The organism is Sphingobacterium paludis (genome assembly GCF_004364125.1).
Taxonomy (GTDB): Bacteria; Bacteroidota; Bacteroidia; order Sphingobacteriales; family Sphingobacteriaceae; genus Sphingobacterium; species Sphingobacterium paludis.
Genome location: NZ_SNZV01000003.1, coordinates 131,716 through 153,049, shown reverse-complemented (window position 1 = coordinate 153,049; position 21,334 = coordinate 131,716). Strand labels below are relative to the sequence as shown.

The following is a 21,334-nucleotide window of genomic DNA, read 5'->3' as shown; positions in this document are numbered from 1 at the left end:
ATTACAATATCGCGATACTGTAGTTTGATAGCAGAAAACACCACGGCACGCCCGGGTTGGGCGAATCAACAGGCGATAATTACAAATGTTCCAAGTAACTATGCCTATTTCTGCGTTTTATTTTTAAATTTACGTAGCAATACAACGACTTAAATCAGCCTTTAACATGAATATTAAATGTTTCACTATAGCTTTAGCTACCTTTGCGAGCGGATTATTTCATATTGCGCCAAGTCAAGCGCAGTACAAGCAGACGACAAGCAATGAAGCGATGTTGCTCAATAACGCACAAAACCTGATTCCGCTGAAAAACCTCGATCAGCATAAAATTGCGGTGGTGACGCCATTTCCAAATAAATATAAAGCCTTTATTGATGGACTGAGCCGGTATGCTGATGTAGCCAGCTTTGACTTTAATCAGTACGACGAGCAAACCAAGTATTTCAACACCATCATTGTCGCGGGTACGGATGACGATCTTCGTAACGACGTCTTATTAAAGGCAACACAATCGCTGGTGAACAAGAAGACGGTCATTGTTGTGCGCTTTGGCCGTGATTCTGGACGCGCACCGTGGACGCAAGTAAGTTCATCCAACCAAGGGATAGTGCTGCGTTACCCAACTTTCAATCAGACTGCTCAGCAATATGCCGCAATGTCTATCTTCGGTGGAATGGCCATTACAGCCGGCGATAACAAAACGGAACAAACCCGGCTGCAATATACGCAGGGCGAAGGCGCTGGCTTAAATGTGAAGCGAATGGCAAGCAAGATTGAGGGGATAGCCAAGGAAGCGATACAGCAACGAGCCACGCCGGGCTTGGTCGTGATGGTCGTTAAAAATGGACAGGTGATTTTCGAAAAGGCATATGGCACCCATACCTACGACAAGAAGCAAGAAACGAAGGTTACCGATATTTTTGATTTGGCTTCCGTCAGTAAAATTGCAGGAACCACTCCCGTAATCATGCATCTGCAAGAACGCGGATTGATTAATTTGGACAGTACGATGGGCTATTATCTTTGGCAGGCCAAAGCGAGCAATAAAAAAGATATCCCATTACGATCTGTGTTGCTGCACGAGGCTGGCTTTACACCATTTATTCCGTTTTATAAAAATTTGAAGAAGGGTGATTTACAACGCACTGAAGATTCCCGACACCAGGTCAAAGTAGCTGATAGCGCCTATCTGCTAAACAACTACTACAGCGATATCATGTGGCCCCAGATGTTACAATCTGCCGTAAAACCGATAGGAAGTTATGTATACAGCGATATTAGCATGTATGTGATGAAAGAAGTCGCCGAACACATAACGGCCATGCCTATGGATGCGTATGTACAGCAGTTGCTTTACAAACCCATCGGCATGAAGACAGCAGGCTACAATCCAAGGCAGCGTTTTTCGAAGAGCAGTATTGTTCCTACAGAGCACGATACTGCTTTCCGCAAAGTTCTCCTGCAGGGTTATGTACACGATCAAGGTGCCGCGATGGCTGGAGGCGTTGCGGGGCATGCCGGGCTGTTTGCGTCGGCCAATGATTTGGCCATTTATGGCCAATTGCTACTTAATCGCGGACAATATGGTGGCGTGCGCTTCTTTAAACCAGAAACCGTTGATTTGTTCACGTCTAAACAGTCGCTAACCAGTCGTCGTGGTCTGGGATTTGACCGCTATGACCCCGATGTGAAAAAAGGATATCCATCAAAACTTGCGAACTCTTCGGTGTTCGGCCATACCGGATACACAGGGACATGCATTTGGATAGACCCCCAGAATCAATTGGTGTACATCTTTTTGTCCAACCGTGTGCATCCACAAGTAAGCGATAAGCTGCTCAACTTAAACATCAGGAGCCGCATTCAAGATGCGATTTATGAAACAATAAACGAGGCCAAATAAGAAGCTAAAGATTTGCGCTGTATCCGATGGAAACCGTAAAATCAGACAGACATATCATCTTTCATAACAAAAATCTAGTAACATGCAGAAAACGATTGCTACCATGGCCATCATCGTGTCAACTGTCTTGTCGGCGGTCGCACAAGATCATGCCGCTTTCCACAAAAGCTTGATCGTTGTTGATGGGCACAACGATGTGATTTACGAATCCTTGTTGAAAGGGCGTGATATTGGCAAACGACTTAACGTAGGACATACGGACATCCCCCGATTGCAGCAAGGTGGTGTTGATGTGCAGGTTTTCGCGGTATGGTCGGATGATAAGAAATTTGGAAAAGGGCAGGCTTTTAAACATGCCAATGCACAGATAGATGCCTTAGAAAAAACGGTAAAGGCAAATCCCTCAGCGATTGCAATAGCGAAAAGTAGCGCGGATATTAAGGCTATATTGAAAACAGGAAAAATTGCCGCCTTGATTGGCATTGAAGGGGGCAATATGATAGAAGGAAGTATAGAGAACCTTGAAGCGCTCTACAACAGGGGGGCGCGCTATCTGACATTGACCTGGAATTACAACCTTCCCTGGGCGACTGCTGCTGCAGTAGAGTCGAAGACGACAGGTGATAAGGGAAAAGGTTTATCTGACGCAGGGAAAGCTATCGTTAAACGAATGAATGAACTCGGCATGATGGTCGATCTGTCTCATGCGGGCGAGAAAACGTTTTACGACGTGCTGGCGATCAGTACCAAGCCGGTGCTGGTATCCCACAGCAATGCGTATGCGCTGATGCCCCATTACCGCAATCTTAAAGATGCGCAGCTGCAGGCGCTGAAGAAGAACGGTGGCGTCGTAGGCGTAAATTTCTATTCAGGTTTCTTGGATCCTGGTTTTTCAGCACGCGCCAAAAAGTTATATAGGCAGCATGTTGGAGACAAGGGAAACTACAACCTATCTGCAACGCGCCAATATGAAAAACTGCCGCGCACGTTACAACGCAAAGCAGATGCTCCACTTAGCCTACTATTGGATCATATCGATTACCTTGTGCAAAAAGTGGGTATAGACCATGTCGCCGTAGGCTCCGATTTTGATGGCATCGAATCAGCGCCACAAGGGCTGGATGATGTCTCCAAGTTTCCGGTGCTTACCGAAGCATTGCTAAAGCGCGGATACAAACAAGAGGAGGTCGCCAAAATTATGGGCCTCAATTTCCTGCGGATTCTGAAAGAAAACGAATAACGATGGATTCCCTTACCCAAACAATGCGCTAAAAAGATTCTCCAATGTCGCCATCGGCCGAATAGCGATATTGTACTTTTTCGCATCCAGTCCTTTGGTGTTGTATTTGGAGATAAAGATACCTTCGAAGCCCAATTTTTCTGCCTCGGCAATCCGTTGCTCGATTCGGTTCACGGCACGGATTTCCCCGGATAAGCCAACTTCACCGGCGAACGTCAATTGGGAAGATAAAGGGATATCTTGCTGGGAAGAAATTAAAGCGGCAATAACGGCCAGATCGATGGCGGGATCTTCAACACGAAGACCGCCCGCGATATTCAAGAATACGTCTTGTGCACTTAACCGAAAACCGAATCGCTTTTCCAAAACAGCAAGCAACATACTGAGTCGCTTCGTGTCAAAGCCGGTGGACGTACGCTGTGGCGTACCGAAGGCCGAGTTGCTGACCAAGGCTTGAACCTCGATCATGATGGGGCGCACGCCTTCCAACATTGCGGCAATAGCCACGCCACCAACAGGCTCTTCCCGCTGCGACAGCATAATTTCAGAAGGATTGGAAACCTCGCGCAAGCCCGAACCCTGCATCTCATAGATACCGAGCTCAGATGAAGAACCAAAGCGATTTTTGACCGATCGCAAAATCCGGTAAACATGATGGCGATCTCCTTCAAATTGCAAAACCGTATCTACCATATGTTCCAATACCTTCGGGCCAGCAATGGAGCCGTCCTTAGTAATATGCCCCACGATAAACACAGGCGTGCTCGTTTCCTTGGCAAAGCGCAACAATTCAGCCGTACATTCGCGGACCTGAGAGACCGAACCCGGCGCTGACTCCATTTGCGTAGAATGTAACGTCTGTATAGAGTCTATCACCACAATATCTGGCTGTACAACTTCTATCTGTTTGAAGATATTCTGGGTTGAGGTTTCCGTTAATATATAGCAATTTGCCGTGGAGCTTTGCACAAGACGCTCAGCACGCATCTTGATTTGCTGCTCGCTCTCCTCCCCAGATATATAGAGCGTTTTTACCTGCGGGATGCTCAACGCCAATTGCAACATCAGCGTGGACTTGCCAATGCCGGGCTCGCCTCCAATAAGAACCAGCGACCCTGGAACAATGCCTCCGCCTAGCACGCGGTTAAACTCCCGATCGGGTGTGGCCAGGCGCTGCTCGTCCTGATAAACAATTTCGTTAATCACAGCAGCTTTGTTGGTACGACGCGTCGATGCCGGAGCTGTTGTGCTGCGCCATTCCGGAACCTTCGAACTCGTTTTCTCCACAACTTCCTCCACAAAAGAGTTCCATTGTTTACAGGATGGACACTGACCCAACCATTTTGCCGATTCGTAACCGCACTGCTGACAGAAATATGTCGATTTTGCTTTAGCCATTCCACGAAATTAGGAAAATCAACGCAGATTATTTTTCCAAATAATCATAGCTAATTGTAACAACTTGTTCTTACCTTCGACATATAGCCTTATATGATTAATAATCTGGAAACGGAATTTGTAGACTTGCTGGAGGAATACCAAAATATCCTCCATAAAATCTGTAAGCTATATGCGGAAGATTTGGAGGCACACAAAGATTTGTTTCAGGAAATGGTCATCCAGTTGTGGCATTCTTACCCAAAATTTAAAGGGGAATCTAAATTTTCGACCTGGGCATATCGAGTCTCTCTAAACACAGCAATCTCTTTATACAGAACGAAAAAGCGGCGTATCGCCACCGTAGAGCTCGACCATACGCTGCAAAATATTCGTTATGAGGAGTATAATGATGAACAAGAAGAGCAGTTACGGTTTTTGTACGCTGCGGTAAGGCAACTAAATGACATTGAAAAAGCCTTGGTTTATATGTATTTGGAGGACAAAGACTACGCTGAAATAGCCGAGACCCTCGGGATAAGCGAAGTAAATGCACGCGTGAAAATGAACCGGATAAAAACGAAATTAAAAAGTATGTTAAATCAGCAAGGAGGTATATAATGGATGGATTGGATTTACTGAAACAGCATTGGAATAAGGATAATAATTTTCCTAAAGTAGATAAAGAGCAAATCAAAAGCATGCTTTACAAAAGTTCTTCCTCTATTGTGAAGTGGATTTTTATCATTAGTGTCATCGAACTAGCACTAGGCATTGTCTGGGCATTTATCTTGCCAACAGACGAGCGAATGCATTCCTCCATTTACAATGTGGTCTACATTGTGTTTTCTGTAGTTTTCTATGTGGTTATCGGCTATTTTATCTATAATTTCTTTGCAAGCTACCGCAATATAAAGAACACGACGAACACCAAAATTTTGCTGGAAACCATTCTAAACACGAGAAAGCATGTCAACCACTACATTCAGTTTAATATATACTCCATTATCTTTACGTTTGCCTTTGTCACTATCGAGATGATGGCTATGGATCTGATTGATAAAACTGCCGGAAATATAATTTTTCAAATTATATTTATGGTCGTGTTTATATCGTTGTTTTGCTGGCTGTTTATTCTTCTTGTCAAAGTGTACTACAAGATACTGTATAGAAGACTGGTGCGTAAATTAGATAAAAACTACGAGGAATTGGTTCGGATAGAAGAGGGATCGTAAGACGTTGCTGCGAGCATGCCCGTGTAGGAAATGCTCGCAGCAATTGCGCTCGCTACTTTAATAACTCCCGAAGTTTCACGTTGAGGTCTTCACCATGAAGATTACGCGCCACGATAATACCTTCTGGATCAACAAGGATATTTTGAGGAATTGATCGAACGCCGTACAACGTGCCAGCCGCATTTTGCCAAGACTGTAAATCCGAAATATGTTTCCAGGTAAGGTTATCATTCTTGATGGCTTTTACCCAGTCTTCCAACTTGCGATCAAAAGACACGCCCAAGATTTCGAAGTTTTTATCTTTAAATTCAGCGTAGGTCTTCACCAGATTCGGGTTTTCCTTTCTACAATCAGGACACCACGCGGCCCAAAAATCGATCAGTACATATTTACCGCGCAAGTCTGTTAACGAAAAAGGCTCGCCTTCCGGTGTCAGCTGTGTGATGCCGGGCGCTTTTTTACCAACAGATGTGCTTTCCAACCGCTTAAGGTAATAGTCGAAAGCCTTGCCCTCCTTCGATTTTTTTACCGACTTGTCAAGACCATTATACAAGGCTCGAAGTTCTTTATATTCCGGGTAGTATCCACCTACACGCTGTATCGTTTTTAAGGTCTCAATATTTTTAGGATTGGCTTTCACCTGCGCGATCAGTTCCTCTTTCGTTTGTGCGAATAAGAAGAAGGGCAGCGCAAAAAGAGCGATAAGAATTATTTTTTTCATGAAATGACGTTATTTTATTCGTTTGTACGATCAAATATAAATAATCCACTACTTTAGTGGAGTAACTCTTTGGTAAAATGACAAAATCCTTTCAATACCCAGCTATAAAGTCGAAACTGCCCGATACAATGCTCAGCATATTTACGCAGATGTCTGCCCTAGCAGAAAAGCATCAAGCCATAAATCTTTCGCAAGGCTTCCCCAATTATCCAGCGTCGCCAGAATTGATAGCCTTGGTAAACACCTATATGCAAAAAGGCTATAATCAGTATGCGCCGATGGCCGGCATGATGGCTTTGCGGGAGCGCATTGCTCAAAAGATAGATGTCATGTATGGGCTGGATGTTCACCCCGAAACCGAAATAACCATTACCGCGGGCGCTACGCAGGCTATTTTTACAGCCATCGCCACGCTCATCCGACCAGGTGATGAGGTGATCATTTTTGAGCCGGCTTATGATTCGTATCGTCCCAGCGTAGAGCTGTTTGGAGGGAAGGTTGTCCCGATCCGCCTGCTGGCGCCAGATTTTAAAATCGACTGGGAATCTGTGCGGGCTGCGGTAACCGACAAAACGCGATTGCTGATCATCAATAACCCGAACAACCCATCCACAAAAATGCTGCGTAGGGATGATCTCATGCAGCTGGAGTCTCTATTAAAGCAAAGCGAAGCATTTCTACTCAGTGATGAGGTGTATGAACACATCGTATTTGACAACCGTGCACACGAAACCATACTGGCTTATCCGTCGCTTCGGGAGCGGAGCTATGTGGTGGCTTCCTTTGGTAAGCTTTTGCATACGACGGGCTGGAAGCTCGGCTATGTCATTGCGCCATCTGTACTGACCAATGAATTCAGAAAAGTGCATCAATTTAATGTGTTCAGCGCCAATACACCTATGCAGTTAGCTATTGCGGACTATCTGAAAAACAGCGATAACTATCTTTCTCTCCCTAGCTTTTTTCAAGAAAAGCGCGATTTTTTGACACAGGGTTTGCAAGGCTCTCCGTTGCGCGTGATCAATAGCGAGTCCACGTACTTCCTTTTGGTGGATTACAGTGCGGTAAGCCAGCTTTCCGAATTCGATTTTGCAAAATACTTGACAGAACATTATGCCGTGGCGACCATTCCCGTGTCCGCATTTTACAGTGCCTCCTGCGAGCAAAATCTGGTTCGGATCTGCTTTGCCAAAGACCAAACAACCCTTGCTAAAGCTATTGATTTGCTCCATAAGATAGTGTGACAATCGATTGCGATGCGGTTCCTGCATTTTTTTGCAGGATTTCGCGTGATTTTTAGTTTTTGAATGATTTTATTTTTTAAATTTGTTATTCAGGTTGTTAACAATATAATTCTCCTTATTAATGGCAAGATTAAATTTATTAGAGGAAACACGCTTTGAACGCGTACCGGTAAAAGTATACCCCGGGCAAAGCGAAGCCTCTGTGGATGTGGCGAATCGCATAGCCGCAATTATCACGGAAAAACAAAAGAAAGGTGAGAAGGCAGTATTGGGATTAGCGACGGGAGCTACTCCTGTTCAGGTATACAAAGAGCTCGTTCGTTTACACAAAGAAGAGGGGCTTAGCTTTAGCAATGTGGTCACGTTCAATCTGGATGAATATTATCCCATGAAACCGGACGCTGACCAAAGTTATGTGACCTTCATGAACAAAAACCTGTTTGACCACATCGATATTCCGAAGGAGAATATCAATATCCCGGATGGTACCTTGCCGCAGGAAGAAATTCAGGCTTTTTGCGAAGCTTATGAGCATAAAATATCAGATTTAGGCGGCTTAGATATCCAAATTTTGGGGATCGGCAGGACAGGACACATCGGGTTTAACGAGCCCGGATCAGCGCCCAACTCGGGAACCCGCTTAGTGATTCTGGATGACCTGACGCGTCGAGATGCATCGCGTGACTTTGGGGGTAAGGAGAATGTGCCTACAAAGGCGATAACAATGGGTGTGGGAACCATCTTCAAAGCAAAGGAGATTATCCTGATGGCCTGGAACGAGAAGAAAGCCGATATCGTGAAGAAAGCGGTAGAAGGTGAGATCTCCGCCGACATTCCTGCTACCTTCCTGCAATTGTCAGACAAAGTAGAGTTCGTGTTGGATAAAGATGCCGCTTCACAATTGACGCGCTTCTATCTGCCTTGGTTGGCGCACGAAGTGGTGTGGACTGATACCGTGATAAAAAAAGCCGTAGTTTGGTTATCATTGAAGTTGAACAAAGCGATCTTGAAGCTTACCGATGAAGACTACAATAACAACGGTATGGCTCAGCTGGTAACAGAGCAAGGCCCGGCCTATAATATAAATATCAAGATTTTTAACGAGCTGCAACGCACGATTACCGGCTGGCCTGGTGGAAAGCCCGGCGTAGACGATTCCAGTAGACCGGAACGCGCTGAACCAGCCCGTAAAAACGTTATTCTGTTTTCGCCACACCCCGACGATGATGTAATATCCATGGGGGGTACATTCATCCGTTTAGCAGACCAAGGTCACAATGTACATGTGGCGTACCAAACATCGGGTAACACCGCCGTGTGGGATGATGACGTGCTACGATACCTGGAGTTTGTTCAGGATTTCGCCGTTGCAGTAGATGATGACAACGGTGTAACCACCAAAATTTATAAGGAAGCACGTGAGTTTTTCAAGACAAAGCAACCGAACCAAGTTGATCCGGAAATCATCCGGACAATCAAAGCCTTGATCCGAAAAGGTGAAGCCATTGCCGGAGCTCGCTTTGTAGGCCTGCCAGATGAAAATATTCATTTCCAAGACTTGCCGTTTTACGATCGTGGGAAATTTTCCAAAGAAGTGTCCAATGAAGACGATATTGCACAAACGATGGAGCTTTTGCGCCAAGTAAAGCCGCATCAGGTATTTGCGGCCGGCGATTTTGCCGATCCACATGGTACACATAAAGTTTGTTTCGATATTTTATTTGAAGCGCTTAGGCGTTTGTCGAAGACAGATGAATGGACAAAAGATTGTTGGTTGTGGTTATATCGGGGTGCTTGGCACGAATATCCTATCCACGAGATCGAGATGGCCGTACCACTTTCGCCGCAGGAAGTTAAGCGTAAGCGTTTAGCTATCTTTAAACACCAATCGCAGAAAGATGTTCCGGTTTTCCCGGGCGATGATCCACGTGAATTTTGGGTGCGGGCGGAAGATCGGACGAGTGAAACAGCCGAACTTTACCATAAATTAGGCTTAGCCGACTACGAAGCTATCGAAGCCTTCGTGCGTTGGAAATTTGATTAATAGCTATACGGATAATGAAAAAGCTCGCCTCGGCGGGCTTTTTTGCTTCCAGGTGCTGGCGTTTTTGTCGCCCCCCGCAAATAGAAATAGGCAATACCCTATTTGGCATCGAAAACGGAGTTAGCAGAAGGTGAGTGTGCTGCTTGATTCTAGAAAGACAAGCAGTTCTATCTCTACAAATTCAATAAGACTGCTTGGCCACACCAATAAGGCATAGCGTAAGGCGGTGGGAAGCATGCCGAAAAATTTCTTAAAACTCATGCTGAAATGGGTAGCATGTTTGTAGCCAGTCATCCGTGCGATATCCGAAATCCGATAGTCACCACTCATAATCAATTTCTTAGCGTACAGCATTTTGGTTTCCAACGTATAATGCATAATGGTTTTACCTAAATGCTGTTTAAAATACTTCTTCAAGTACTGCTCATTGGTGCCCACTGCTTTGGCCAATTCACTAATCGTAAAACTTTTCGCTAGGTCTTTGTCGATAAGCTGTTGCGCTTGTATGATCTTTTCCAGAAGACTCGTTTGTATGGTAGACGTGCAGCTGTGCTGTACACTTTCCAATTGCAGCGCTAGCGCGTCAAGCAAGAGACTCTGGATTCGTATGTCTTTAGCAATGTTGTTGCTAAAGTGTAGCTCTAAAACCCGAGCCTTAAGTAGATTTAACCGGCTATTATCTGCTATGTAAGACATCACATCTGCTTGAGCAGCCCAATCAGGAAGCGAATGCTCCGGGATAAAGACCACAACAATATGCTGCACGCCCGATTGGTTTTGTATAATAAGACGTTGAGCTTCCTGAATGCGCTGAATCACGTTCTGCTCGTTTCCCAGTGGAAAGCGTTCCGCATCAATGTGGTAAAAGAAGGAAGAATGCTGTTCGCCACACAGGATATTAAGAAAACCAGCGGTAGGGAAAACGATGCTTAACTCCGCGCATTCAGCGAGTACAACATAATGCAGCAGGGTTTGTAACTTGCTAAACCTGGGATGCGGAAGTGTATTGACATATTTTTCGGAATCTACATGTTTATTTTCCAATCTTATCATTTTGCTATTTAGATTAATTCTATTTTTGCAACGGTTAATTTAGACTTGTTCTAAAGATCGGCCAATATACTGTATTAATCTCGAATAATGAAAAAAATATTTTTATCATTTCTTTTAACAATAATATTTTTTGACGCATTTTCTCAAGTTTCGCTGCTATACGGATATATCACAACAAAAGAAGGCAAGCCAGTTAGCGAAGCTTCTATAAAGCTGATCGGGAGTAGCATGGCGACGATGAGCAATGCCGAGGGTAAGTATGAGTTTCGTGGAGTGCCATTTGGTAAGCAAAAGTTTGAGGTTACTTCTGTCGAAGTGAACAAAGAGCAATTTACCACCACCGTCAACCAAGCAAATCAACGTTTTGACATGGCTGTGCAGGATAAGGGAGTCGTCGGAATAGAAGAAGTTACCGTTAGCCGCAATACCGAAAAGCGCGATATGGAGATCGGTGGCTTTGCCGTAGCCGTTATTGAAACGAAGGAAGCTTCTCTCCGAAATTTAACAACAAATGAGTTATTGGATCGCACGGTAGGTGTTCGTGTAAGGCAAAACGGCGGTGAAGGGTCGCCGATTGACTATAACCTCAATGGGATGTCTGGAAGCACGATCGGCATTTTTTTGGACGGCATAGCAATCTCAACATACGGTTCCTCTTTTAATTTAAACAACATACCTCCCGCCATGATTGAACGGATAGAGGTTTACAAAGGGGTGCTTCCTGCACATTTAAGCGGTAACTACATCGGTGGTGCAATCAACGTTATTATGAAGAAAGATGCCTCGGCAAATAATATAACGGCATCGGTGTCGTACGGATCTTTCAATACATACCGGGCGGATGTAGGCGGCTTGTACCGAAATCAAAACAATGGATTTACAGTCCGCGCATCTGGGTTTTTTAGTCATTCCGACAACGATTATGAAATGTGGGGCAAGTTCTCGAAATATACCTTACCGACCCAACGCGTGCAACGCTATTACAGAACAAAGCGAGCTAACGATAAATTTGAAACCATAGGCGGACGCTTTGAATTTGGTTTCACCGATGTGAAATGGGCCGATCAGTTTTTTATCGGTTATAATATCTCCGATACGTATAAAGAGGTGCCACACGGTATCACAATGACAAAACCCTACGTCGGGCGATTTAATGAGTATCAAGCACATGTACTGAGTTTGAACTATATCAAAAAAGATTTTTTACTACCCGGTGTGGGGCTGAATGTAAATGCGGTACACAGTATGCGTTCCACGTATTTGCAAGATACCGTGAGTCAGCCCTATAATTGGGATGGTACAGTGATTATGGCACCGCCAAATCAAGATGGTATTTCCAAGCCGTTTCCACATGTTCCGGGGCGCGGACAGCAGGGCGATGCCGTAATCACCGACATTGATCGAACAATATCCAACATCCGGTCAAACTTATCTTACGACATAACGAAACGCCATCGCGTATCATTAAACCACGTGTTCGAAAATTCCAAACGTGATGACCAAGATCTGCTAAACCCTGACCGAAGCCGCTGGATCACGAATAACCAAATCATCACCAATATTTTTGCGCTTAACTATGAGTCAGAATGGTTCGATGCAAAGTTGAGGTCCAATATATTTGGCAAGTATTCATCGGTAAAATCTATACAGTTGGCTCCGCAAAATGAAGTTGCTGGTGTAATCAACTACCTTAGAACCACCAATACGAGAGACAACCAAGGTTTCGGCGGAGCACTTTCCTATCAGTTTATCCGCGATGGGTTCTTATTGCTGTCTGCTGAAAAAGCCTTTGTTGTGCCCACGGATCGGCAGATCTTTGGCGAACCAGAGGCCAACTTATTGCCAAATCCAGATATCCAGACGGAAGTCTCGGTCAATTACAACCTGGGAGCGCGATATCAAATAGCAAACAATGAACGCCATAGAGTATCGCTATATGCGAACGCCTTTTGGAGAAACGGTTACGATAAAATCATTCAACAAACACGGACAGACCCCGTCATCGAAGGCCGAGAAAATCAGGTAGAGGATATACAGGTTACGCAATTCGTGAATTTACCCCGTACACAGTCTATCGGATTTGAAGCGGAAGTTAATTATGTATTTGATAATCGGTTAAATGCCGTAGTCAACTTCTCTAAATTCAATTCCCTGTTTAAGGTCGAAACAGATGAGCGTGGTAACCCCCATAGTCTGTATGATTTGCAGGTTCCGAACGAGCCCTTTTTTACAGTTAATGGTAACCTGCAATACAGGTTTGATAATGTCTTGCAACGGAAATCAATTTTAAACATGTATTACAATACCGGATACGTAGCACCCTTTAGCACGATTTGGATCGAATCGGAATGGTTTACAACACCGGCACAATTTTCCCACGACTTCGGTGTGAGTTATGGTTTTCCTAACCGCAAGCTCATTATCAGTCTGGATGGTAAGAACCTGTTCAATGCGGAGGTTTACGACAATTTCGGTGTTCAAAAACCGGGACGCGCCTTTTATATAAAGTTGAATTACACCATTAATAATTTTAATAAATCATAATATGAGAACTAGTTTGTTTAAAACACTAACTTTTGGCTCTGCTGTAGCGCTTGCTACCTTAGCGGGATGTAAAAAAGACAATGCGCCTGCTGGAGGCCAACCTTCTGGCCCAGACTCTTGGGAAAGAAGCCTAATAACCCTTACTGCAGCATTCCCGGATGCGGAAAATACCGCCGGTAATGGTGGCACGATGGCTTATTCCATTTCATTGGACCAAGCTAAAGATCCTAATTTTGAACTCAATGTTTTCAGTAGTGGTTACGGATTGCGCTCGCAGCGAACGGCACGCGTACAAGGCTCCGTCAACGGAAACTTCCTCTACAATATCCAGTATACAGGCAACGATGGCGGGATATTCAATAAATACCGAGTCAATGGCGGGAAAGATTTTGCCGATACTGGAGAAGAGGTCAATACAGAACCTATTTTGGGCACAGCACCCCGTTGGGTGGTTGCTGCTGAAGGCGTTGGTATAGGTGTTTACGCTTCAGCGGATATAACAGCTTCGGCCGCGGGAGCAAATGCAGACTTTATTGATGTTAAAAGCACTGCGAAAATTGCTATCCTAGATTTAGATAATCCACAAATCACGCGTCAAACAGAATTCGTTATTCCATTCACCGCCGAACAGACGAAAGCAGGCTACCAAATTGGCCGTATTGATGTGCCCGTTATAAATGCTGCAAAAACCAAAGTCTTTATTGGCTGTAATTTAACACGCACAGATGTAACCAAAAAATCGACTGTTAATACCAGCGGGAACCAAACATGGAGTAGCGGTGTAAGAGAGTTAGGTACAGCGACCTTAGTTGTTGACTATCCTTCTTTGGCCAACCCAAAACTTATCTATGCTGATCCTGCGATAAGCAAGACAAACAACCACTCTTACCGCACCATGACACAGTACCTTGGTACCGATGGTCACGTATACCAAGCTACAGCAACATCCGGATCACAAATCTTGCGCATCAGCGGTTCCACAAACGAATATGACAATAGCTACAATTTCGACTTGAAAACAGCATTAGGTGCTTCAAATAACCTTTCCATAAGAGCTTGGCGATATATTAGAGATGGTATTGCAGTCGTGCTGTACACAGAGGCAACTGTCGATGGTGGTTTTATCGCTTTGGTAGATCTTACTGCAAGAACAGCTACGAAGTTGCAAACGGAAAATCAAACGGATATCGGCTTTTCAGGGCGATCAGGTAACACGTCGCAGGGTATATCAGCTATCACAGGCACGTTAAGTCAATATCAAAACATTGGTGTCGCAGGCGACTATGCCTATGTACCCATGACACCAAATGGTGTAGATGGTAACCTCTACCTCATCAATTGGAAGACCAAACAAATTACAAAAGGTGCTAAATTGAAAAATCAGTCAGGTAGTTTTTATTTAGGCGCATACTAACAAAATGCGTTGCAACAGAAACAAAAGAGGTAAGGAGCGCGCTCCTTGCCTCTTTTGTCTTCTTATAAGACTGTTCGTCAACATGCAAGGATGATTTTATCGATCATCATGTCTAACCTATAGATCCTGTGTAAGATTTCAACCCCATATCATAAACCTGTTAATTCGCAGAAAGGCAATCTACCGTTTCGGGATCATGCAGTTCTTAATATTCACTAGCGGCTTTAAAAAACTATTGATACTACTCTTTAGTTCCCCCGATCCTTCCTAGAATCATCTCTATAATAGCTACGACGATCGCAAAAAGTGCTGCTGTCCAAAAGCCGTCGACATCAAACTTGCTACCCATCAAGCTGTCACTGAGCATAATCATTAACACGGTGATGATAAATGATACCAAGCCGAAAGTCAACCAGTTTAGTGGAAAAGTAAATAAGCGTAAAACGCCACCAACGACAGCATTCACTAAACCAATCACTAAGCCCGTGATAATGGCCCATCCAAAACCATCGACGTGCGCCCCCGGTACAATAAAAGATGCAATGGCAATCACTAAGCCCGTTAGCAATAGACTGATAATAAATCTCATAACTTTCGTGTTTTACAATAAAATAATATGTGGTGAAGGTCAAAAAAAATGCCAAAAGGCAAGTTTTTGTCGGAAACGCGGAAATCAAAAATAACGATCAACGATGTAGCTTCACGGAGACCGATAAAAAAATTTTTTTTACACAGCAAATGCTATGCATGCATATGAAAAATATGTATATTTAACCTGAGATTATAAACAGAAAATAGGGTCAGGCTGAAAAGATAATGCTCATCCCGTTCGCACAGTACACAGGAAACAGATGACATGCCCGCAGTTGAAAGGTACAGGCGTCCTAGGATAGAAACTGATTCATAAGTGGGCAACCATTCAAAATCAAATTTTATACATATGAAAAAGATCGTATTAACAATTTTCACTGTATTTATTGCAGTATTTCTCTTTGCACAAGGGAATGATCCTATCGTAGGGAAATGGCAAAATCCAAGTGGCGAAGGCAAAATCGAAATTTATAAAAAGAGCGATAAATATTACGGTAAGCTTTACTGGATTAAGGATGCCAACAAAAAAGATGAGAAAAATCCCGATGAAAAATTAAGATCCAGAAAAATACAAGGGCTAGAGATCTTGACAAATTTCACGAAAGAGGGCGATACCTATTCCGGTGGACAGATCTATGATCCTAAATCGGGAAAGACGTATAGCTGCAAGATGACGCTAAAGGGGAAAGACAAGCTCGATATTCGTGGGTACATGGGGGTATCCTTACTCGGCCGCACAGAGACTTGGAAAAGAATTGACTAACAGCAAAAGACCGCAGCACGCTTGTTGCGGTCTCAACTTTTTTCGATTCGCTTTCTGTTTTTAACTTTTTCCCGTATTTTGGTAGAAATAACGCGCCATGTCAGTTAACATGTCTTATCGGGAGAATGTAAAGTTAGCCTTGCAATCCATTGTAAGCAACAAGCTACGTACCTTCCTTACGGCACTGATCATCGCCATCGGTATTATGGCCTTAATCGGAGTTCTTACCTCCATTGATGCTATCCAAAGCTCCCTCACCAACTCCTTTTCATCCATGGGTTCCAATTCCTTCAATATTCGGAATAGGGGTGTCAACGTGCGTATTGGGGATTCGGGGAGTCAAGCGAAAGTTTTTCCCGCCATTACCTATCAAGACGCGCTGGACTTTAAACGTAATTTTGACTTCGGAGCGATAGTTTCCCTCAATGCAAACGTCACCTGGGGCGCAACAGCGAAGTATAGAAATGAGAAAACCAACCCCAATATTGGTGTTCTCGGTGCCGACGAAAACTACCTCCAGACCTCCGGTTATAAACTCGCCGACGGACGCAATTTTACCACGCAAGATGTCGAAAATGCTTCAGGTGTGGTTATCATTGGAAAGGAAGTGAAAGATAAGCTATTCAAACACAATAAAAATCCATTGGGTGAGTATATCGCCCTAGGCGGCGATAGGTTTACGGTGATCGGTGTTCTGGAAAGCAAAGGATCCAGCGCAGGCTTCGGTTCCGATAAAGCTTGTTTCGTTCCGCTCTCTCGAGGACGTGCCATGATGGCGCGTGGAAACCCGTCATTTGTTATTACGGTCATGTCGAGTGATCCTTTCAAAATGGATGCGGCAGAAGGCGAAGCCGTAGCGACTTTTCGTAAAATCAGAGGCTTAAACGCCAAGCAGTCCAATGATTTTGAAATCATTAAATCAGATGCCGTAGCACAGATCCTGATGCAAAACCTAAGTTACGTTACGATGGGTGCTATCATTATCGCGTTTATCACGCTCGTTGGCGCATCGATAGGCTTAATGAATATCATGTTAGTGTCCGTAACCGAACGCACGCGAGAGATCGGTGTTCGAAAAGCAATAGGCGCAACGCCCAATGTTATCCGTAAGCAGTTCTTGATGGAAGCCATCGTCATCTGTGTGTTAGGCGGGATCGCGGGTATTATACTGGGAATTTCTATAGGCAACTTATTGGCCTTAGCGCTGGGCGCTGATTTTATTATACCCTGGCAATGGATGGGCCTGGGAATATCTGTCTGTATTATCGTAGGCATACTATCGGGCTATTACCCCGCGTCGAAAGCTTCCAAGCTAGATCCCGTCGAAGCATTACGTTATGAATAAATTAAGTGATTCATTTCATGCCGTATTTTTGAAATATAGCTTTATCTTCGCAGTCAATTAGATACACGTACTTAGATCATAGTATCTAGATCATTGGCTCTTATTTTTGAATTCTTACATTTACTTTTTTAGTTTTAATTTTGACGCATTGCTTCCGGATTTTTAAATTTTAGCTTGTTACTACTGAATTTTGACTTTTTAATTTTGACTTTTAACTTTTTAACTTCTGAATTTTGACTTTTTAATTTTGACTTTTAACTTCTGGATTTTTACTTTTTAATTTTGACTTTTTAATTTGCAACATATGTTTAAAACGTTAAAACCCGCATTAGAAAAAGAACTTGCCGCTATTAAAGAGGCTGGATTATACAAAGAGGAGCGCATCATCACGACCCCACAGGGCGCCGACATTAAGGTTTCAACAGGGGAAGAGGTCATTAATTTTTGCGCCAATAACTACTTGGGCCTTTCATCACATCCAAAAGTTATTGACGCGGCAAAAAGAGCGATTGATAGCCATGGCTATGGTATGTCTTCCGTACGTTTTATCTGCGGTACACAAGATCTGCACAAAGCATTGGAGGAAAAAATTTCTGCGTTTTTAGGCACAGAGGATACAATTCTTTATGCTGCCGCGTTCGACGCAAATGGCGGAGTGTTCGAGCCCTTACTAGGGCCTGAAGATGCCATTATATCAGACGAGCTAAATCACGCTTCAATTATCGATGGCGTGCGGCTCTGTAAAGCACAACGCTTCCGGTACAAGAACTGTGATATGGACGATTTAGAGCAACAATTGAAGGCCGCTTCCGGTGCGCGGCATCGGATTATCGTGACTGATGGCGCGTTCTCCATGGATGGCTCGGTCGCCCCTTTGGATAAGATATGCGACTTGGCCGATCAATATGAGGCCCTCGTGATGATCGATGAGTCACATTGCTCCGGATTTATCGGAAAAACAGGCCGCGGTACCCATGAATTGTTTAATGTTATCGATCGTGTAGACATCATTACCGGAACACTCGGTAAGGCTTTAGGCGGTGCGTCCGGCGGATTCACATCCGGTCGTAAAGAGATTATCGATATGCTGCGCCAGCGCTCCCGTCCATATTTGTTTTCCAATACCCTAGCACCATCCATCGCTGGAGCTTCCATCGAAGTGTTGGATATGTTGAGCGAAACGACTGCCTTGCGCGACAAACTGGAGCGCAACACGCAATATTTCAGAGAAAAGATGACAGCAGCCGGGTTTGATATTAAGCCAGGTTTCCATCCGATTGTGCCCGTTATGCTATACGACGCCAAACTCGCGCAAGAATTTGCCGCAAAGATGTTGGAAGAAGGGATTTATGTTATCGGATTTTATTATCCCGTTGTCCCTCAGGGAAAAGCCCGCATACGGGTACAGATCTCTGCCGGACATGAAATCGAGCATCTTGATAAAGCCATCGCTGCCTTTTCAAAAGTGGGCAAACAATTAAACGTAATAAAATAATAATATAAAAAATAAAAATTTGAGGTGCAAAATAATTATCTTTGCACCTCGAATTTTTTATAATACAGTATCGCTCAATGCAAAACATCAGAAATATTGCGATCATCGCACACGTTGACCACGGTAAAACAACCCTCGTTGATAAGATTTTATATTTCACTAATCAATTCCGTGAAAACGAGAATGCTGGTGAACTTATTTTAGATAATAACGATTTGGAGCGTGAGCGTGGAATCACTATCGTTTCCAAAAACGTATCGGTAAAATACAAGGATGTCAAAATCAATATTATTGACACGCCTGGTCACGCCGATTTCGGCGGTGAGGTAGAGCGCGTATTGAAAATGGCTGACGGTGTTGTGCTTTTAGTGGATGCGTTCGAAGGTCCAATGCCACAAACTCGTTTCGTGACTGGTAAAGCTCTTGGTTTAGGCATCAAGCCTATCGTTGTTGTCAACAAGGTCGATAAAGAAAACTGTCGTCCAGAGGAAGTTTATGAGAATGTTTTCGACTTATTCTTCAACTTGGGAGCCACAGAAGAGCAATTGGATTTTCCGGTATTGTATGGTTCCTCGAAACAAGGGTGGATGTCAACAGATTGGAAAAAACCTACGACAGACTTTACGGACTTATTAGACGCTATTCTGGAGCATATCCCAGCGCCTAAGATTTCTGAAGGTACTTTACAAATGCAGGTTACCTCATTAGACTATTCAACATTTGTAGGTCGTATCGCCATAGGTCGTATTGCGCGCGGGGTGATTAAGGAAAACCAACCCGTTTCGTTAGTGAAACGCGATGGAAAAGTAGTAAAATCTCGAGTTAAAGAATTGCAAGTTTTCGAAGGTTTAGGCCGTATTAAAGTTTCAGAAGTTCATGCAGGTGATATCTGTGCCGTAGTTGGTATCGAAGGTTTCGAGATCGGTGACACGATCGCAGATTTTGAAAATCCAGAACAATTGGAAGTAATGCATATTGATGAGCCGACGATGAATATGTTGTTTACCATCAATAACTCACCGTTCTTCGGTAAAGAAGGTAAATTCGTTACCTCCCGCCATATCTATGACCGTCTGCAAAAAGAATTGGAAAAAAACCTAGCATTACGCGTGGTTCCTACAGAATCGCCAGATGCATGGTTGGTATATGGCCGTGGTATTCTTCACTTGTCGGTATTGATCGAAACCATGCGCAGAGAAGGTTACGAATTACAAGTAGGACAACCACAAGTAATCGTTAAAGAAATTGACGGCGTCAAATGCGAGCCAATCGAAGAGTTGGTCGTTGATGTACCGGGCGATGTTTCCGGTAAGGTAATTGAACTGGTAACACAGCGTAAAGGCGAGTTATTAATTATGGAGTCTAAAGGCGAAATGCAACATTTAGAGTTCTCTATCCCATCACGTGGTATCATTGGATTAAGAAATAACGTCTTAACAGCCACGGCGGGTGAAGCGGTTATGGCGCATCGTTTGAAAGGCTACGAGCCTTGGAAGGGTACGATCCCAGGTCGTTTGGCGGGCGTATTGATCTCCTTGGATACAGGGTCTACTACCGCGTATTCAATAGATAAATTGCAGGATCGTGGACGTTTCTTTGTGGATCCAGGTGTGGATATTTATGAAGGCCAGATCTTAGGGGAACATATCCGTGATAACGATTTAACAATTAATATCACAAAAGGTAAGCAATTGACGAATATGCGTGCATCAGGTTCAGATGATAATACACGTATAGCGCCAGCAATCAAGTTCTCACTGGAAGAATGTATGGAATATATTCAGGCAGACGAGTACATTGAGGTTACGCCTCAATCGATGCGCTTGCGCAAGATTTATCTTTCTGAAGGCGATCGTAAGATCAACGCAAAAAAATTCCAGTAAATCTAAGAGCCTGTTTAAATAACAAGGAAGACAGGCTTTACGATAAATAAACAAGCAAGAGGAGCTTCAGTTGACTGGAGCTCCTCTTGTTTTTGCCGTTAGTTTCCTATCTTTAATTATGGATAGGCTGGAATGGCATGTGGTAATTCCTCCGGAAAAAGAAGGAGAGATCATTAAAGTAAGGATAGCAGGCAAAGCGATTTGCATACTGCGCTCCGATGGACAGGTCTACGCTACAGCAGCGCGTTGCCCACATGCGGGTGCCGACCTATCTACAGGTTGGTGCGAAGGACGTAAGCTGGTCTGCCCATATCATCGGCACCGTTTTGATCTAAGCACGGGAAAAGGCGATGCCGGGCAAAACAATTTTGTCCCGGTCTACCCCCTTAAAGCAGTGGAGGGGGTTTGGTACGTCGGCTTTACCACAAGCTGGTGGCGGAAGTTGTTCTAGAACGGCAGCACAGCATAGTGACGAAGATATC

Annotated in this window: 17 protein-coding genes; 13 read left to right on the top strand and 4 right to left on the bottom strand. The window is 44.0% G+C overall.

Features of this window, described 5'->3' with window-relative positions; translation table 11 throughout:
* Positions 1-166: 166 nt before the first annotated feature.
* Both B0I21_RS06700 and B0I21_RS06695 read left to right on the top strand, forming a co-directional pair.
* Complete coding sequence (locus tag B0I21_RS06700) at positions 167-1,903, top strand: serine hydrolase domain-containing protein (protein WP_133639705.1); 1,737 nt, start codon at positions 167-169, stop codon at positions 1,901-1,903.
* Between the two features lie 82 nt (positions 1,904-1,985).
* Positions 1,986-3,143, top strand: a complete 1,158-nt coding sequence (locus tag B0I21_RS06695) for a dipeptidase (RefSeq protein WP_133639704.1) — start codon at positions 1,986-1,988, stop codon at positions 3,141-3,143.
* A gap of 12 nt (positions 3,144-3,155) precedes the next feature.
* Here the strand turns inward: B0I21_RS06695 and radA are convergent, their stop codons facing one another.
* Entirely contained in the window at positions 3,156-4,541 is a 1,386-nt protein-coding gene (gene radA, locus B0I21_RS06690) for a DNA repair protein RadA (protein ID WP_133639703.1), read from the bottom strand.
* Between the two features lie 93 nt (positions 4,542-4,634).
* Between radA and B0I21_RS06685 the strand changes: the two genes are divergently transcribed.
* Positions 4,635-5,141, top strand: a complete 507-nt coding sequence (locus B0I21_RS06685) for an RNA polymerase sigma factor (RefSeq protein ID WP_133639702.1) — start codon at positions 4,635-4,637, stop codon at positions 5,139-5,141.
* Positions 5,141-5,755, top strand: coding sequence for a hypothetical protein (locus tag B0I21_RS06680; RefSeq protein ID WP_133639701.1), 615 nt, complete (start codon positions 5,141-5,143; stop codon positions 5,753-5,755). Before B0I21_RS06685 ends, B0I21_RS06680 begins: the two co-directional genes overlap by 1 nt.
* A gap of 52 nt (positions 5,756-5,807) precedes the next feature.
* Here the strand turns inward: B0I21_RS06680 and B0I21_RS06675 are convergent, their stop codons facing one another.
* Positions 5,808-6,476 (bottom strand): peroxiredoxin family protein, encoded by a 669-nt coding sequence (locus B0I21_RS06675; RefSeq protein WP_133639700.1) that lies wholly within the window; start codon positions 6,474-6,476, stop codon positions 5,808-5,810.
* A 77-nt stretch (positions 6,477-6,553) separates the two neighbouring features.
* Here B0I21_RS06675 and B0I21_RS06670 point away from each other — a divergent pair, with 77 nt between their 5' ends.
* Positions 6,554-7,720, top strand: coding sequence for a methionine aminotransferase (locus B0I21_RS06670; RefSeq protein WP_133639699.1), 1,167 nt, complete (start codon positions 6,554-6,556; stop codon positions 7,718-7,720).
* Between the two features lie 121 nt (positions 7,721-7,841).
* Entirely contained in the window at positions 7,842-9,764 is a 1,923-nt protein-coding gene (gene nagB / locus B0I21_RS06665; protein ID WP_133639698.1) for a glucosamine-6-phosphate deaminase, read from the top strand.
* Between the two features lie 120 nt (positions 9,765-9,884).
* Here the strand turns inward: nagB and B0I21_RS06660 are convergent, their stop codons facing one another.
* Positions 9,885-10,817 carry a helix-turn-helix transcriptional regulator gene (locus tag B0I21_RS06660; protein WP_133639697.1) on the bottom strand — a complete coding sequence of 311 codons (933 nt, stop codon included), beginning with the start codon at positions 10,815-10,817 and terminating at the stop codon, positions 9,885-9,887.
* A gap of 87 nt (positions 10,818-10,904) precedes the next feature.
* Here B0I21_RS06660 and B0I21_RS06655 point away from each other — a divergent pair, with 87 nt between their 5' ends.
* Together B0I21_RS06655 and B0I21_RS06650 are read left to right on the top strand one after the other, a co-directional pair.
* Positions 10,905-13,361 carry a TonB-dependent receptor gene (locus B0I21_RS06655; protein ID WP_133639696.1) on the top strand — a complete coding sequence of 819 codons (2,457 nt, stop codon included), beginning with the start codon at positions 10,905-10,907 and terminating at the stop codon, positions 13,359-13,361.
* 1 nt (position 13,362) lies between these two features.
* Entirely contained in the window at positions 13,363-14,775 is a 1,413-nt protein-coding gene (locus B0I21_RS06650; RefSeq protein ID WP_133639695.1) for a hypothetical protein, read from the top strand.
* A 241-nt stretch (positions 14,776-15,016) separates the two neighbouring features.
* Here the strand turns inward: B0I21_RS06650 and B0I21_RS06645 are convergent, their stop codons facing one another.
* Positions 15,017-15,364 carry a phage holin family protein gene (locus tag B0I21_RS06645; protein ID WP_133639694.1) on the bottom strand — a complete coding sequence of 116 codons (348 nt, stop codon included), beginning with the start codon at positions 15,362-15,364 and terminating at the stop codon, positions 15,017-15,019.
* Between the two features lie 351 nt (positions 15,365-15,715).
* Between B0I21_RS06645 and B0I21_RS06640 the strand changes: the two genes are divergently transcribed.
* The 5 genes from B0I21_RS06640 to B0I21_RS06620 all read left to right on the top strand — a co-directional run bounded on the left by B0I21_RS06640 (position 15,716) and on the right by B0I21_RS06620 (position 21,303).
* Entirely contained in the window at positions 15,716-16,129 is a 414-nt protein-coding gene (locus B0I21_RS06640; RefSeq protein ID WP_133639693.1) for a DUF2147 domain-containing protein, read from the top strand.
* Positions 16,130-16,226: 97 nt separating this feature from the next.
* On the top strand, positions 16,227-17,474 hold the full coding sequence (locus tag B0I21_RS06635) for an ABC transporter permease (RefSeq protein WP_133639692.1): 1,248 nt from the start codon (positions 16,227-16,229) through the stop codon (positions 17,472-17,474).
* Between the two features lie 304 nt (positions 17,475-17,778).
* Positions 17,779-18,969 carry a glycine C-acetyltransferase gene (kbl, locus tag B0I21_RS06630; protein WP_133639691.1) on the top strand — a complete coding sequence of 397 codons (1,191 nt, stop codon included), beginning with the start codon at positions 17,779-17,781 and terminating at the stop codon, positions 18,967-18,969.
* Positions 18,970-19,046: 77 nt separating this feature from the next.
* On the top strand, positions 19,047-20,852 hold the full coding sequence (gene typA / locus B0I21_RS06625; RefSeq protein WP_133639690.1) for a translational GTPase TypA: 1,806 nt from the start codon (positions 19,047-19,049) through the stop codon (positions 20,850-20,852).
* A 118-nt stretch (positions 20,853-20,970) separates the two neighbouring features.
* The gene (locus B0I21_RS06620; protein ID WP_133639689.1) at positions 20,971-21,303 is read left to right on the top strand and encodes a Rieske (2Fe-2S) protein; all 333 of its coding nucleotides are present in this window, start codon (positions 20,971-20,973) and stop codon (positions 21,301-21,303) included.
* Positions 21,304-21,334 lie beyond the last annotated feature (31 nt).

Bases quoted from the DNA above. Each gene is read 5' to 3' on its own strand.
- B0I21_RS06700 (WP_133639705.1), top strand. From the start codon at position 167: ATGAATATTAAATGTTTCACTATAGCTTTAGCTACCTTTGCGAGCGGA.
- B0I21_RS06695 (WP_133639704.1), top strand. From the start codon at position 1,986: ATGCAGAAAACGATTGCTACCATGGCCATCATCGTGTCAACTGTCTTG.
- radA (WP_133639703.1), bottom strand. From the start codon at position 4,541: ATGGCTAAAGCAAAATCGACATATTTCTGTCAGCAGTGCGGTTACGAA.
- B0I21_RS06685 (WP_133639702.1), top strand. From the start codon at position 4,635: ATGATTAATAATCTGGAAACGGAATTTGTAGACTTGCTGGAGGAATAC.
- B0I21_RS06680 (WP_133639701.1), top strand. From the start codon at position 5,141: ATGGATGGATTGGATTTACTGAAACAGCATTGGAATAAGGATAATAAT.
- B0I21_RS06675 (WP_133639700.1), bottom strand. From the start codon at position 6,476: ATGAAAAAAATAATTCTTATCGCTCTTTTTGCGCTGCCCTTCTTCTTA.
- B0I21_RS06670 (WP_133639699.1), top strand. From the start codon at position 6,554: ATGACAAAATCCTTTCAATACCCAGCTATAAAGTCGAAACTGCCCGAT.
- nagB (WP_133639698.1), top strand. From the start codon at position 7,842: ATGGCAAGATTAAATTTATTAGAGGAAACACGCTTTGAACGCGTACCG.
- B0I21_RS06660 (WP_133639697.1), bottom strand. From the start codon at position 10,817: ATGATAAGATTGGAAAATAAACATGTAGATTCCGAAAAATATGTCAAT.
- B0I21_RS06655 (WP_133639696.1), top strand. From the start codon at position 10,905: ATGAAAAAAATATTTTTATCATTTCTTTTAACAATAATATTTTTTGAC.
- B0I21_RS06650 (WP_133639695.1), top strand. From the start codon at position 13,363: ATGAGAACTAGTTTGTTTAAAACACTAACTTTTGGCTCTGCTGTAGCG.
- B0I21_RS06645 (WP_133639694.1), bottom strand. From the start codon at position 15,364: ATGAGATTTATTATCAGTCTATTGCTAACGGGCTTAGTGATTGCCATT.
- B0I21_RS06640 (WP_133639693.1), top strand. From the start codon at position 15,716: ATGAAAAAGATCGTATTAACAATTTTCACTGTATTTATTGCAGTATTT.
- B0I21_RS06635 (WP_133639692.1), top strand. From the start codon at position 16,227: ATGTCAGTTAACATGTCTTATCGGGAGAATGTAAAGTTAGCCTTGCAA.
- kbl (WP_133639691.1), top strand. From the start codon at position 17,779: ATGTTTAAAACGTTAAAACCCGCATTAGAAAAAGAACTTGCCGCTATT.
- typA (WP_133639690.1), top strand. From the start codon at position 19,047: ATGCAAAACATCAGAAATATTGCGATCATCGCACACGTTGACCACGGT.
- B0I21_RS06620 (WP_133639689.1), top strand. From the start codon at position 20,971: ATGGATAGGCTGGAATGGCATGTGGTAATTCCTCCGGAAAAAGAAGGA.